This window comes from Paraclostridium sp. (genome assembly GCF_051656405.1).
Lineage (GTDB): Bacteria > Bacillota > Clostridia > Peptostreptococcales > Peptostreptococcaceae > Paraclostridium.
Genome location: NZ_JBOGBV010000006.1, coordinates 67,179 through 82,189 on the forward strand (window position 1 = coordinate 67,179; position 15,011 = coordinate 82,189).

Consider the following 15,011-nt stretch of genomic DNA (forward strand, 5'->3'; position numbering starts at 1 on the left):
ATTGATACTAGATTTTTAATTTGATATATTAAAATTAGGAACAAAAATCAAAATCATATCAAAGGCATTTTAAATACATCATAAATAAAGTTAAACTACTAAAATGGGGGTCTTTATTATGAGTAAAAAATATGTTGCAGAGCCATTTAAAATCAAAATGGTTGAACCTATCAAAATGACTACAAAGGAAGAAAGAGAAGAAAAAATCAAAGAAGCAAATTTCAACCTATTTTCATTAAAAGCAGATGACGTATACATAGACTTATTAACAGACAGTGGAACAGGGGCAATGAGTTCAAAACAATGGGCAGCAGTAATGCTAGGAGATGAATCATATTCTGGAGCAAGTAGCTACTTCAAATTAGTGGAAGCTGCAAAAGATATATTTGGATATAAATATATACAACCAGTTCATCAAGGTAGAGCTGCAGAGAAGGTATTAGTTCCTTTATTTGTAGAACCAGGAAAATATGCTATATCAAATATGCATTTTGATACAACTCGAGCACATGTTGAGTTGACAGGTGCAAAAGCTATAGACTGTGTAGTTCCTGAAGCTTTAGATACAGTTGCTTATGCTCCATTTAAAGGAAATATGGACATAGGTAGAATGGAAAAATTAATAAATGAGTTTGGGGTAGAAAATGTTGGCGTTATAATAATGACAGTAACTAACAACACTGCAGGTGGGCAACCTGTATCAATGGAAAATATGAGAGAAACTTATAAAGTGGCTCAAAAATATAATATTCCTGTATTGATAGATGCTGCAAGATATGCAGAAAATGCATACTTCATAAAAACTAGAGAAGAAGGATATGCGGATAAAACTATAAAAGAAATTGTAAAAGAAATGTTTAGCTATGGAGATATGTTGACTATGAGTTCTAAAAAAGATGCGATAGTTAACATGGGAGGACTTATAGGAGTTAGAGATGATGAAGAGCTATACAACAATGTAAAAGCTCGTACAATATCATTTGAAGGATTTGTATCTTATGGAGGTTTAGCTGGTCGTGATTTAGAGGCTTTATCTGTTGGTCTTTATGAAGGAATTGATTTTGATTATTTAAAATATCGTATAGGACAAATGGAGTATATTGCAAACAGACTTGATGATGCAGGTATAGCTTATCAATCACCAGTTGGGGGTCATGCAGTATTTATAGATGCTAAGAAGTTACTTCCACATATACCGTACTACCAATTCCCTGCACAAGCACTTGCAATAGAATTATATAAAGAAGCTGGAATTAGAACTTGTGATATAGGTTCATATATGTTAGATAATGACCCAGTAACAGGGGAACAACGTCAATCAGAATTAGAGCTTACAAGACTTGCGATCCCAAGAAGGGTTTATACTCAAGCTCATCTAGATGTTATTGTAGACGCATTAATATCTATAAAGGAAAGAGCTAATCAAATAAAAGGTTATGAAATAACTTGGCAACCTAAAGTTTTAAGACATTTTACATCAAAACTTATACCTATAAAGTAGGATGAGCTATAAAGAGATACTTAAAATAATATTGTGATAAAGATAAATATTTAAGTTTTGCTCCCAAAGCGTGAAGATGCTTTAAAGGTCGCTAAAACTCAAATATTTATCCTAAACAAATTATATTGAAGTATCTCTTTTTTATGTTGGGATGGAGTTCAAATGGGTAGAGAAATAATATATAATAAAGTTATAAATATACAATTGGAGATGAGTTATTTTGAAACCTTATATAGATATATTAGAAAATCAAAGAAGGCATTTAAATGAAGTTGGAAGAATTAGTGTTGAAGATAGAATTAAAGCTTTAAAAGCTTTAAAACAAATGATAAAAAAATATGAAAATGAAATTATGGATGCACTTTATAAAGATTTAGGGAAATCCGAGTTTGAAAGTTATACTACAGAGGTTGGGTTTATATATAGATCTATAAATCATGCACTGAAAAATATAAAAAAATGGAATAAAGTAAAAAGAGTAAGAAATGATATAGCACAAATTCCAGGAAAGTCATATGTATATAACTATGCATATGGAAGTGTTCTTATAATAGGTCCTTATAATTATCCTTTTCAATTAACTATAGAACCGCTTATAGGAGCTATTGTTGGTGGAAATACAGCTGTTATTAAACCTTCAGAATACACTACTAATGTTGAATATATATTAGTTAAAATTATTAAAGAATGTTTTAATTCAAATTATATTGATATAGTGGTTGGAGATTATACTGTAAATAGTAATTTATTAGACTTAAATTTTGATTATATATTTTTTACGGGAAGTGTGAATGTAGGTAAAATAGTTATGGAAAAAGCTAGTAAAAACTTAATACCTACAACTTTAGAATTAGGTGGTAAATCACCAACTATAGTAGATAAAACCGCAAAACTAGAAGTGGCAGCAAAACGTATAGTATGGGGGAAATTTGCAAATGCTGGTCAAACTTGTGTAGCACCTGATTATTTATTAGTACATGAAGATATATATGAAGAATTTATACAAAAGTTAGAGAGTACTATAACGAATTTTTATGGTGAAAAAATAAAAGATAGTAAAGATTTTGGAAGAATTGTTAATGATCGTCACATGAGCAGGTTAAAAGATATACTAGATAAAGATCATGAAAAAATAGTATTTGGTGGAGATATTGATATGAAAACAAGATATATTTCACCTACTATTTTAAAAGATGTTAACTACAATGACGCAGTTATGCAAGATGAAATTTTTGGTCCTATAATGCCTATTATAAAATATAGTGAACTTGATGATATAAGGTTTTACTTAAACTTACATCAAACACCACTGGCTTTATATGTTTTTTCAGAAGATAAATATTTTAGTGATTATATAATTAAAAACTTTACTTTTGGCGGTGGATGCATAAATGATACAATAACACATGTTGCATCTACAAACCTTCCTTTTGGTGGAGTTAAGACATCTGGAATTGGAAGATATCATGGATATAATAGTTTTAAAACTTTTACGTATGAAAAGGCAATTGTAAAAAGAAGTAGTAAAATAGATATAAAATTAGTATTCCCACCATATAAAGATAAATTAAAATTAATAAAAAAAGTAATGAAATAAAATTTGAAATGTAAAAAATTTACTGTATTTGTTAGTTAAAATAAGAGAAAACTAAAAGTGATGTATATTTAGGTCAATATATTTTACTTGGAGGTGCTTATTTTGAAAGATAATTCATTTTTAAATAGTGTAAAAGGCATATTTAAAGAAATGCTATATATGGAAAGTGAAAACACTAATACGGATAGAGAGAAAGTAACTGAAATAGATAAGTATGGAAATAAAACCACTTACTATAGAGCAGGAGCAGGACCTGAACAACCTAATACAATAAATCAAAAATTTGAATAAAGATAAAATAAAGAAAGACTACATTGATGTTATCAGTGTAGTCTTTCTTTTTACGATTAAAATAGCACATATGAATGAATAAAAGAGTAAAATAAATAGACAACAATTATTAGGGGGGGATTAAATTGAAAGTAGATCTAAAAGGGAGATCATTTTTGACTTTATTAGATTACACAGAAGAAGAAATAAGATACCTATTAGACCTAGCCAAACTTTATAAAATAGCTAAAAAATTAGGTAGACCTCATAAAAAATTAGAAAATAAAAATATTGTACTTATATTTGAAAAAGATTCAATTAAGACAAGATCTTCATTTGATGTTGCTACTATGGATTTAGGCATTGGATTAACTAATATAGGTGCAAGTGAACTACAAGGTGCTAAAAGAGAATCTATAAAAGATATTGCTAGAGGATTTGGGAAAATATATGACGGGATAGCTTATTGTGGAGGCACTCAATATAATTTAAATGAATTAAATGAATTTGCTAAAATTCCTATATGGAATGCAATGACAATAGAGTATAACCCTACTCAAGTTTTAGCAGATTTATTAACTATAGAAGAAAAGTTAGGATACTTAAAAGGTGCCAACCTTACATTTGTTGGAGATGCAAAAAATAGTGTGGTAAACTCTTTAATGATAGCATGTGCAAAGATGGGAATTAATTTTACTGTATGTGCACCAAGTGATCTGCATCCTGATAAATCATTAGTCAATGAATGTAAAAACATAAGTGAAAAAAATAAATCGAATATAACTTTAACTGAAAATATTTACGAAGGGACTAAAGGTGCAGATGTAATATATACCTGTCCGTGGAATTCTATATTGGAATCAGATAATATTTCAAAAGACAATATAGATAAATTAGCAAATTACAAAGTTAGTATGGAAATTATAAATAATTGCAACGAAAACGTTATATTTATGCATTGTTTGCCAGCTTTTCATAATTTAGAAACCAAGTTAGGACGAAATATGCATAAAGATTTTGGAATCAAAGAAATGGAAGTCTCAGATGACGTTTTTGAATCGAACAACTCTGTTGTATTTGACCAAAGTGAAAATAGAATGCACACAATAAAAGCTATAATCGCGGCAACTTTAGGAGCGGAATGTAAGTAATATTAATTGAATTGATGTATATAAAAATAAGGATATATTATTATATTCTTATTTTTATATATCAATTAAATTAACAAAAAATTAACGGAAAAGTTTGTTTTTTAACTAAAGCTTAATTCGAATTTAATAATTAACCACAACTTAACAAAAAAGAGTGTTTCTTAACATTTCCTTAACTTAAATTGACAAAATATTTGTTAAAATCAAATTAATGAAAAAATACAGAAAACACGTTTGATTTTTAAGGAGGAAATTATTAGTGGAAATAGCAGTTAATTTGATGGGAGGACTGGGACTATTCTTATATGGAATGAATCTTATGGCAGATGGTCTTCAGAAATCAGCAGGAGAAAAATTAAAAAGAATAATTGGACTTTTAACTAGTAATGTATTAATGGGAGTTTTAGTAGGGGCTCTAGTAACAGCAATTATACAAAGTAGTAGTGCAACTACAGTTATGGTAGTTGGATTTGTTAACGCAGGAATCATGACATTACCTCAAGCTATAGGGGTTATAATGGGGGCTAATATAGGAACAACTATAACTGCTCAACTTGTATCTCTTGATTTAGTAGGAATAGCACCTTTAGCATTAGGTATAGGTATAGTAATGTATTTATTTTCAAAGAATCAAAAAACGAAAACAATAGCTGAAATTTTAATAGGCTTTGGTATATTATTTACTGGAATGGATTTTATGAAAAATGCAGTAAAGCCATTATCAGAATTTAAAGGATTTACTGATGCGTTAGTTGCTTTTGGAAATAGACCTATTCTTGGAATCTTATTAGGATTTGGAATAACGGCAATTGTCCAAAGTTCGAGTGCATCTATGGGGATGTTATTAGCACTTGCATCTCAAGGATTAATACCTTTAAGCGCAGCACTTCCTATACTATATGGAGAAAATATAGGTACATGTGTTACATCTTTAATATCTAGTATAGGTGCTAGCATAAATGCTAGAAGAGCAGCTTTAATGCACTTAGTGTTTAATATAATAGGAACTATTGTATTTATGTTAATTTTAACAAAACCTATAACTATGATAGTTCAAAACTTAAATCCAGATGATGTAAGTAGACAGATTGCAAATGCTCATACATTATTTAATATAACGAATGTTATATTATTACTTCCTTTCTCTAAATACATAGTAAAACTTACTATGAAGCTTATGCCAGAAAGAGAAGAAGAGATAAAAAGTAAAAAAACTGTTCATTACATAGATGATAGAATGATGGAAACTCCATCTATAGCTTTATCAAACACTATAAAAGAAACTTTAAGAATGGGTGAAAAAGCTAAAGAAAGTTTAGACAATGCAATGGAAGGTTTTTTAAACAAATCAAAAGAGAAGGTAGATAAATCTTTTAAAAATGAAAAGCTAATAAACATTTTACAAAAAAGCATACTAAATTATTTATTGAAATTATCTAAAACTTCATTAAATGATAATTCGAGAGAAAGTGTAGATTTATTATTTAATACGGTAAATGATATAGAAAGAGTTGGAGATCATGCAGAAAACATAGCAGAGCTTGCAACTACAGTTATAGATAATGATTTAAGTTTATCTAAAGATGGATCTGTTGAACTTAAAGAATTATATCAAAAGGTTGTAGACACATACAGTTTGGCTCTTGAAAGTTTAGATAAGTCAGATGTGGATTTAGCGTGTAGAGTAATAAAAATGGAAGAGCAAGTTGATATGATGGAGAAAAGCTGTAGAGCAAATCATATGAGAAGATTAAATGCTAGTTCTTGCAGTGTAGATTCAGGAGTTATATTCTTAGATTTAATTAGTAATCTAGAAAGAGTATCAGATCATTCTGCTAATATCGCTCAACAAGTTATAAAATCTAGTAATAAAAAATTTGCATAATATAAAACTTTAAATAAAAAAGCTTTATCGATATAATGTAATATTATGATTGATAAAGCTTTTTATAATTAATTAAACTTTAAATATAATTAAATTTTAAAAATTATAAAAATTGGCAGAAAGTATTGTACTAGTGAATAAAAAATTGTAATATATACATATAATATAGTGTATGCTAAAAGATAAAGAGTGTAGACTAAATAAGATATCAATATATACAAGTACATATATGTTATAAGAAATAGTATTTCAATTTTAAGTTGTATATATAATTATTGATATTAAATAAGATGATAATTAAGTTTAAATAATATTAATATAGTTAAAGGAGAATGAAATTATGGCAATGGGAGCACCAACACCACACAATAGCGGTAAATTAGGAGATATAGCAGAAACAGTATTATTACCAGGGGATCCTTTAAGAGCTAAATTTATAGCAGAAACTTTCTTAGAAGACGTTGTTCAATACAACACTGTAAGAGGTATGAATGGTTACACTGGATACTATAATGGAAAAAGAATATCAGTACAAGGTACAGGTATGGGTTGTCCATCAATAGGAATATATACATATGAATTAATCCATTTTTATGGAGTTAAAAATCTTATAAGAATAGGTTCTGCAGGAGCTTTACATGAAGATTTAAAAATGCATGATATAGTAATAGGTATGGGTTCTTGTACAGATTCTAATTATGCAGCTCAATACAACTTACCAGGAACATTCGCACCAGTAGCAAGCTATGAATTACTTAGTAAGGCTGTAGATGTTGCTAAGAGTCAAGGTGTTGATCCTAAAGTTGGAAACATACTATGTAGTGATGTATTCTATGGAGATGAAGGATTAGATTCTTTAGCTAAATGGACTAAAATGGGTGTTCTAGCTGTAGAAATGGAATCAGCTGCACTTTATATGAACGCTGCAAGAGCTGGAGTTAATGCTCTTTGTATATTAACAATTTCTGATTGTCCTTTCAAAGGAGAAGCAACTACTGCAATGGAAAGACAAACTGCATTTACAAGAATGATGAATATAGCTTTAGAATTAGCTTAATATAAAAACTCACTTTTATGGAATGAACTGTAAAGGTGAGTTTTTTTATGCTTAAAAATAAAGTGTATAAATTTCGCAATTTGTAGAAAATTAAATAAAATTATGCTAACATTAAAATGATAAATATAAATACTAGGTTTTTTAATTAATAGGGAATGATGTGAAAATCATCAACAGCCCCCGCTACTGTAATTATGGACGAGTCTTTGTTAAGCCACTGAAGAATTTCTTTGGGAAGGTAAAGATGAGGGTGATGTATAAGTCAGGAGACCTGCCTAGATAAAACAACTTTCGGAGGGAGAGACAAGATGAAAATATCAAAAAAAATCAAATTAAGTTTGATTAGCTTAGTTATAGGGCTAAGCTTTGTAGGGTGCAGCAAAACAGATAATAAAAAGGAAGAAGCAACTACAATAAAGATAGAAAAAACAAATGAAACAAAGGATAATTATTATCCAGTAACTATTACTACGCACAATAGTAACAAAGAAGAAATAAAGGTTACTATAAAAGAAAAACCTAAAAAGGCGCTTGCAGTTTATCAAGACTCTATAGAAACTATGCTAGCACTAGGGTTAGAAGATAATATAGTTGCGGCGGCTGGGTTAGACCATAAGGTTAAAGATGAATATCAAGAAGCTTTTGAAAAGGTTAAGTATTTAGATGAGTTTACACCGTCTAAAGAAAATACTATGATGTTACAACCAGATCTTATAGTAGGATGGGATTCTTTGTTTACCGATAAAACTTTAGGAACAGTAGATTTTTGGCAAAATAAAGGCACAAATACATACATGGCATTAAATAGTGGAACAGTAGAGCATAAAACTATTAAAAATGAATGTGAAGATATCTTAAATATAGGGAAAATATTTAACGTTGAAGATAAAGCTAAAAATATAGTTGATAATATAAATAAGAAAGTAAATGAAGTTATAGAGTCTGAAAAAAGCAAAAAGCAACAAACTACTTTAATAGTTGAATTTTACGATGATAAAATTAGTGGATATGGGAAAAGCACTCTAGGAGGAGATATGGTAACTAAACTAGGTGCGAAACTATTGAATGAAGATGGTAACCCATTAAGTAAAGAAGATTTAGTAAAATTAAATCCAGATAGTATATTTGTAGTATATATGAATAGAGATGATGATAGTAAAAAGGCTGAAGAAACTAAAAACTTAGTTATGAAAGACAAAGCATTACAAAGTTTAAGTGCAGTTAAAAATAATAGAGTTTATCCGATAGAACTAGGCCAAATGTATTGTAGTGGAGTAAGAACTATAGATGGAATAGAAACTTTTGCAAATGGACTTTATCCAAGTAAGTAGAAAGAGGGACATGTACATATGCAATCAATTAAAAGCTTAAGAAGATATGAAAATAATGAAGAAAAGGGCTTTGTGAAAACAAAGCCTTTATATATATTAGTTATTATGGGACTTATTGTTGCTTTAATTTTATCTATTTTATTTGCTGTAACAATAGGTTCAAGTGACATAAGCATAAAACAAGTATATCAAATAATCGGATATAAACTATTTAATATAGGGCATGAAAATACTTTATCTAATGGAGCTGTCCATGATGTAGTATGGTTTATTAGGCTGCCTAGAATAATTTTAGCTTTATGTGTAGGAATTGGCCTATCTGTATGTGGAGTTGTAATGCAAGCTATAGTAAAAAACCCTCTAGCAGATCCTTATATCCTTGGAGTATCATCTGGAGCATCACTAGGGGCTACAATATCTATAATGTTAGGGTTTACAGCTTTACTAGGATCAAACTCAATAGGGATCTTTGCATTCTTTGGTGCTTTTTTAGTTTCGATGCTAGTTTTAATGATTTCAAACACAGGATCAAGATCTAACTCGACAAAACTATTATTAGCAGGAATGGCTTTGAGTTCTGTTTGTAGTGCATTTTCAAGTTTTATAGTTTATATAAAAAATGATGCAGAAGGAATGAAAAATATAACATTTTGGCTTATGGGAAGTTTAGCTGGAGCTAAATGGGAAGAAATAGTATTTATACTTCCGTTGATTTTAATAGGGACTATATTCTTTTTAAGTCAGTATAGAATATTAAATTTAATGTTGTTGGGGGATGATGTAGCCATAACATTAGGAACTGATTTACATAGGTATAGACAAGCATATCTAGTTGTAACATCTCTCCTAGTAGGATTAGTAGTTTATTCATCTGGTATGATTGGATTTGTTGGACTTATAATACCCCATATTGTTAGAGGTTTATTTGGAACTAATCACAAAAAGATAATCCCAATATCTGCACTTTTAGGAGCTATATTTTTAATATGGTCGGATGTATTGTCTCGAATAATAATAAAAAATGCAGAACTTCCGATTGGAATACTTATATCTATGATAGGAGCACCTTGCTTTGTTTACCTAATGATAAGAAAAAGTTATGGGTTTGGGGGTACTAATTAATGAGAATAGAAACTAAAAAATTAGAGCTTTCTATAAATGAAAATAAAATATTAAAAGGCATAGATATTGATGTTAAAAATAAAGAATTTGTAGGGATTATAGGGCCTAATGGAAGTGGGAAATCGACTCTTTTAAAGTGTATATATAGAAACTTAACCCCAAGTAACGGTGTAATATACCTAGATGATATTAATATTAAAAGTATACCAACTAAAGACAGTGCTAAAAAAATTGGAGTTGTAGCTCAACATAATCATAATAACTTTGATTTCTCAGTATTAGATATGGTGCTTATGGGAAGAAGTCCTTATAAAAAGGTTATGGATAGAGATACTAAGGAAGATTATGAAATTGTATATAATGCCATAGATAAAGTAAATATAAGGCATTTAATTAATAGAAACTTTAATACTTTATCTGGAGGAGAGCAACAAAGAGTTATATTAGCAAGGGCTTTAGCTCAAGATACAAAGTGTTTAGTACTTGATGAACCAACCAACCATTTAGATATTAAATATCAGCTACAATTAATGGGTATTGTTAAAGACTTAGATATAGAAGTTATAGCAGCTATTCATGATTTAAACATTGCAGCTATGTATTGCGATAAAATATATGTTCTAAAAGATGGAGAAATTAGGGCTTATGGAACTCCAGATCAGGTTTTAACTACAGAACTTATAAAGGAAGTTTATGGAGTTAATGCTAAAATTTTAAAAGATGAAGCTGATGATAATATAAATATAATTTTTAAAAAATAATAAAATTAAAAAATAAATATAGAAAGCTAAAAAATAATTTGAAAATATTTTTTAGCTTTTTTTTATGTAATAAATTAATTATTTGCAAATAAAAATCAATTTGGTTAAAAAAAGTGAAAATTTATTATTTTAAAAAAGTTTAGCAGTAATATACATTAATGATTAGTAATATTAAATAAAACCATTGGTAAAACGATAAAATTGAGTTAGTTATACTAAACATAATAAAAATTAATATAAACAAAAGTTTACTTTAACTAAACATAATAAAAATTAATATAAACAGAAAAATAAAAAAATATGTATATACATTGGAATAGCTAGAAATAGAAAAAATAATATTGAAAATAAAAAAATAAAAAAAGTGCTTGCAAAATGGCTGAAACTTTATATAATAAATATTGTGAGTTTAATAAAACTAAATTTTATAAATAGAAATAATAACCTTTAAAAAGTTAAATCAATCTTTAAAATAAAGAAGGGAGGAACGATTTGGAAGCTATAGGTAAAAACTTAGAGTTAGAATATGAGAAAAGTTATAAGTTAAATCATAGTCAAATACCACTACTAAGCTCACTAAAAGAATATTCAAAAAAAGATATAGCATGTTTTGATGTACCTGGTCATGTAAGACATCAAGGGGTAGATATATTAAATAACTATTATGGAGAAGAATTGATGAAAATGGATATAAATTCATCGCCACTAATGGATAATGTGTCTAATCCTAGAGGAATTATAAAAAATGCCCAAAAACTTTTAGCAGATGCTTATGGTTCAGATGATGCTTTTTTTATAACGAATGGAACTACAGGAGCTATACATGCAATGATATTAAGCATCATAGAAGATAATGATAAATTGCTTCTTCCTAGAAATATACATAAATCAGTTATCAACGCATTAATATTAAGTGGAGGAGAACCTGTATTTATTCAACCAGAATTTGATAAAGAATTAGGAATAAGTCTTAATATAAGAGCTAAAGATGTAAAGTATGCACTTGAAACAAATAAGGGAATAAAAGCTTTATTTTTACTTAATCCAACTTATTATGGAGCATGTAGTGATTTAAGAGAAATTATAGACATATGTCATGAACATAATGTATTAGTTTTAGTAGATGAGGCACATGGAGCTCATTTTCCGTTTCATGATGATTTACCACCATCAAGTATGAAGCTAGGAGCAGATATGTCAGCGGTTAGCATACATAAAACAGGAGGGGCATTAACGCAAGCTTCAGCATTACTTTTAAATAACAAGAGTATAGAGTCTAGCAAGGTTCTTCAATGTATAAACATGCTGCAATCAACATCAGCATCATATTTATTAATGAGTAGCATTGATGGGGCTAGATCAAATTTAGTGTCAAATGGTAAGGAACAATTATCGAAAGCTTTAAATCTTTCAAGATATGCTAAAGCTAGGCTTAATAAAGTAAAAGGTATAAAAGTTGTATCTACGGAATGTTTAAATAACGAAGGAGTAAAGTTTGTAGATGAGACAAAACTTTGCATAAATGTTAAAAAATTAAATTTAACAGGACTTGAAGTTTACGATTTATTATATAAAGAGTTCGCAGTTCAGGCAGAATTAGGAGACTTATATAATATATTAGCTTTAATATCTATAGGTACAGAAAAAGAAGATGTAGACAAATTAATAAATGCATTAGAAGTTATATCTAAAATATATAATAAGCCTGATAAGATAAATGATATATATATAAAGCAGATAAACCCAATATTGAAACTAAAACCAAGAGATGCTTTTTACAAAGATAAAGAAATGGTTTTACTTGATGAATGTATTGGAAGAATTTCTGGAGAATCTATAATGGCTTATCCACCAGGTATTCCGATAGTAACTCCTGGAGAAATCATTACAAAGGAAATTATAGATTATATAAAGTTGTTAAAAGACAATAATGCATATTTAAGTGATATGAAAGACAAAGCTTTAAATTATATATTAGTTATAAAAAAATAAATTGAAAACTTAATAAGGAGAGTGACCACTATGAAGTTTGAAACTTTAGGAAGACATATATTAGTTGAGTACTATAATTGTGATGAGGATATGCTTAGAGATCCAAAACTTATTGAAAAATATATGAATGACTCAGCTTTAAATGCAAAAGCGACTATAGTAGATTCAGTATTTCACCACTTTAATCCATGGGGAGTATCAGGAGCTGTAATAATAGCCGAATCTCATTTAACTATACACACATGGCCAGAGTATGGATATGCAGCTGCAGATTTCTTTACTTGTGGAGATATAGATCCGTGGAAAAGCTTTGAAATGCTAGAAGAATTATTAAAAGCTGAAAGAAGTGAATCTACAGAAATACCTAGAGGGTTAACATCAAAAATACAAAAATTTGCAAAAAAAGATTTAGGCAATATTACTCATAAGCCACAAGACGAGCAAGAAGCTATATAAATAATAATCACCTAAATAAATATAAATAAAAAATAAAAAATTAAATTCAAATTCAATTATAACATATAAAAAAAAAGCGGTCAAAAAACTGACAATTAAAATATATAAAAATAAAAACATATAAAAATAAAAAATTAAATTCAAAATTCGGAGGTCTAATTTATGGAACTTTGGTATACAGAAGAGTGGACGGATAATGTTCGTTTCTCAATAAAAGTAGATAAACACTTATTTAGCGATCAATCAGATTTTCAAAGGGTTGATGTATTTGAAAGTAAGGAATTTGGAAAGTTTTTAACTTTAGATGGACTTATGATGGTAAGTTACAAAGATGAGTTTATATATCATGATATGATAGTTCACGTTCCTATGGCAACTAATATGAATATAAAAAATGTATTAGTTATAGGCGGTGGAGATGGAGGTACGGTAAGAGAGTTAACTAGATATCCTCAAATAGAAAAAATTGATATGGTTGAAATAGATAAAATGGTAGTGGATGTATCAAGAGAGTATATAGATATATGTGCTTGTAAATTAGATGATCCTAGAGTTAACTTATATTTTGAAGATGGAGTTGCTTTTGTTAAAAATTCAAAAGATAAGGCATATGATTTGATAATCGTGGATTCAACAGATCCAATAGGACCTGGAGAAGGATTATTCTCAGTTGACTTTTACAATGATTGTTACAGAGTATTAAGTGATGAAGGTATACTTGTAAATCAAAACGAAAGCCCATACTTTGACTTTAATGCTAAAGAAATGAAAAGAGCTAATGAAAAAATAACTAACTTATTCCCTATAGCTAAGGTTTACCAAGCTCATATACCTACTTATCCATCAGGACATTGGTTATTTGGTTTTGCATCTAAAAAATATGATCCAATAAAAGATCAAAACAAAGAAGCTTGGGAAAGTTTAAACTTAAAGACTAAATATTACAATAGCAATATACATACTGGGGCATTTATGTTACCTCAATATGTTGTGGATATGTTAAATGAAAAATAAATTTTATAATACACCTACATTTATGAGTATGGATGACTCTTATGAAGAAAGTAAATTAGTTGTATTTGGAGCAGGATTTGATGGAACTACTTCAAATAGACCGGGAACTAGATTTGCAGCATCTTCAATGAGACCTGAGTTTTATGGATTAGAAACTTATAGTCCGATACTTGACTTAGATATGGATGATTATAAGATTTGTGATATTGGAGATTTAGAGCTTAGCATAGGAAATACAGATACAGTTTTAAATGAAATATATGAAGGTGCAAAAAGTATTATAAACGATAATAAAGTACCTTTTATGATAGGTGGAGAACATCTAGTAACATTACCTGCATTTAAAGCAGTACATGAAAAATACAATGATTTATATGTGCTTCACTTTGATGCGCATACAGATTTAAGAGAAGAGTATAATAATAATGAAAATTCACATGCGACAGTTATAAAACGTGTATGGGATATTGTTGGAGATAATAAGATATTTCAATTTGGAATAAGATCTGGAACTAAAGAAGAGTTTGAATTTGCATTAAAGTATAAGCATACATACATGGAAACTCACACTATAAATACTTTTAAAAAAATAGTAAATAAACTAGAAAATAAAAATATATATTTGACTATTGATTTAGATGTTTTAGATCCATCTATTTTTCCTGGAACTGGGACTCCAGAACCAGGAGGAGTAACTTATAAAGAGTTTGAAGAAATATTTAAAATACTAAAAAATTCAAATATAAATTTAGTTGGATTAGATATTGTAGAGCTTAGTCCAGATTATGATAATACAAATGTTTCTACAGTTACGGCATGTAAAATACTAAGAGAATTAGCACTTATAGTAAGCGATAAGATAAATAAGTAAATC

The 15,011-nt window shown here is 28.6% G+C and carries 13 protein-coding genes and 1 riboswitch; all 13 genes read left to right on the plus strand.

The genetic code is table 11. The features are described from left to right. Positions 1–118 precede the first annotated feature (118 nt). Complete coding sequence (locus ACRDDE_RS01040; protein ID WP_438624937.1) at positions 119–1,501, plus strand: tryptophanase; 1,383 nt, start codon at positions 119–121, stop codon at positions 1,499–1,501. Between the two features lie 220 nt (positions 1,502–1,721). Further along, a complete protein-coding gene (locus tag ACRDDE_RS01045) occupies positions 1,722–3,098 on the plus strand; it encodes an aldehyde dehydrogenase (RefSeq protein WP_438624938.1) in 1,377 nt (458 codons plus the stop codon). Positions 3,099–3,200: 102 nt separating this feature from the next. After that, positions 3,201–3,389: a hypothetical protein gene (locus tag ACRDDE_RS01050; protein ID WP_195417567.1), complete on the plus strand. Its 189-nt coding sequence runs from the start codon at positions 3,201–3,203 to the stop codon at positions 3,387–3,389. A 125-nt stretch (positions 3,390–3,514) separates the two neighbouring features. Continuing rightward, positions 3,515–4,519, plus strand: a complete 1,005-nt coding sequence (gene argF, locus ACRDDE_RS01055) for an ornithine carbamoyltransferase (protein ID WP_438624940.1) — start codon at positions 3,515–3,517, stop codon at positions 4,517–4,519. A 259-nt stretch (positions 4,520–4,778) separates the two neighbouring features. Continuing rightward, positions 4,779–6,404, plus strand: coding sequence for a Na/Pi cotransporter family protein (locus ACRDDE_RS01060; RefSeq protein WP_438624942.1), 1,626 nt, complete (start codon positions 4,779–4,781; stop codon positions 6,402–6,404). Between the two features lie 346 nt (positions 6,405–6,750). Continuing rightward, positions 6,751–7,461, plus strand: a complete 711-nt coding sequence (deoD, locus tag ACRDDE_RS01065; RefSeq protein ID WP_438624989.1) for a purine-nucleoside phosphorylase — start codon at positions 6,751–6,753, stop codon at positions 7,459–7,461. Between the two features lie 117 nt (positions 7,462–7,578). After that, a riboswitch (cobalamin riboswitch) is annotated at positions 7,579–7,754 on the plus strand. A 15-nt stretch (positions 7,755–7,769) separates the two neighbouring features. Continuing rightward, complete coding sequence (locus tag ACRDDE_RS01070) at positions 7,770–8,792, plus strand: ABC transporter substrate-binding protein (protein WP_438624944.1); 1,023 nt, start codon at positions 7,770–7,772, stop codon at positions 8,790–8,792. Positions 8,793–8,810: 18 nt separating this feature from the next. Next, positions 8,811–9,914 carry a FecCD family ABC transporter permease gene (locus ACRDDE_RS01075; RefSeq protein WP_438624946.1) on the plus strand — a complete coding sequence of 368 codons (1,104 nt, stop codon included), beginning with the start codon at positions 8,811–8,813 and terminating at the stop codon, positions 9,912–9,914. After that, positions 9,914–10,675 carry an ABC transporter ATP-binding protein gene (locus ACRDDE_RS01080; RefSeq protein WP_438624947.1) on the plus strand — a complete coding sequence of 254 codons (762 nt, stop codon included), beginning with the start codon at positions 9,914–9,916 and terminating at the stop codon, positions 10,673–10,675. Before ACRDDE_RS01075 ends, ACRDDE_RS01080 begins: the two co-directional genes overlap by 1 nt. A gap of 492 nt (positions 10,676–11,167) precedes the next feature. Then, on the plus strand, positions 11,168–12,667 hold the full coding sequence (locus tag ACRDDE_RS01085) for an aminotransferase class I/II-fold pyridoxal phosphate-dependent enzyme (RefSeq protein ID WP_438624949.1): 1,500 nt from the start codon (positions 11,168–11,170) through the stop codon (positions 12,665–12,667). Between the two features lie 30 nt (positions 12,668–12,697). Then, positions 12,698–13,123, plus strand: coding sequence for an adenosylmethionine decarboxylase (speD, locus tag ACRDDE_RS01090; protein WP_195945330.1), 426 nt, complete (start codon positions 12,698–12,700; stop codon positions 13,121–13,123). A 162-nt stretch (positions 13,124–13,285) separates the two neighbouring features. Then, positions 13,286–14,137 (plus strand): polyamine aminopropyltransferase, encoded by an 852-nt coding sequence (gene speE / locus ACRDDE_RS01095; protein ID WP_053831152.1) that lies wholly within the window; start codon positions 13,286–13,288, stop codon positions 14,135–14,137. Next, positions 14,127–15,008, plus strand: a complete 882-nt coding sequence (speB, locus tag ACRDDE_RS01100) for an agmatinase (protein ID WP_438624952.1) — start codon at positions 14,127–14,129, stop codon at positions 15,006–15,008. The genes speE and speB overlap by 11 nt, the downstream gene beginning before the upstream one ends. Positions 15,009–15,011: the final 3 nt, after the last annotated feature.

Bases quoted from the DNA above. Each gene is read 5' to 3' on its own strand.
- ACRDDE_RS01075 (WP_438624946.1), top strand. From the start codon at position 8,811: ATGCAATCAATTAAAAGCTTAAGAAGATATGAAAATAATGAAGAAAAG.
- speE (WP_053831152.1), top strand. From the start codon at position 13,286: ATGGAACTTTGGTATACAGAAGAGTGGACGGATAATGTTCGTTTCTCA.
- speB (WP_438624952.1), top strand. From the start codon at position 14,127: ATGAAAAATAAATTTTATAATACACCTACATTTATGAGTATGGATGAC.
- ACRDDE_RS01080 (WP_438624947.1), top strand. From the start codon at position 9,914: ATGAGAATAGAAACTAAAAAATTAGAGCTTTCTATAAATGAAAATAAA.
- deoD (WP_438624989.1), top strand. From the start codon at position 6,751: ATGGGAGCACCAACACCACACAATAGCGGTAAATTAGGAGATATAGCA.
- ACRDDE_RS01070 (WP_438624944.1), top strand. From the start codon at position 7,770: ATGAAAATATCAAAAAAAATCAAATTAAGTTTGATTAGCTTAGTTATA.
- ACRDDE_RS01040 (WP_438624937.1), top strand. From the start codon at position 119: ATGAGTAAAAAATATGTTGCAGAGCCATTTAAAATCAAAATGGTTGAA.
- speD (WP_195945330.1), top strand. From the start codon at position 12,698: ATGAAGTTTGAAACTTTAGGAAGACATATATTAGTTGAGTACTATAAT.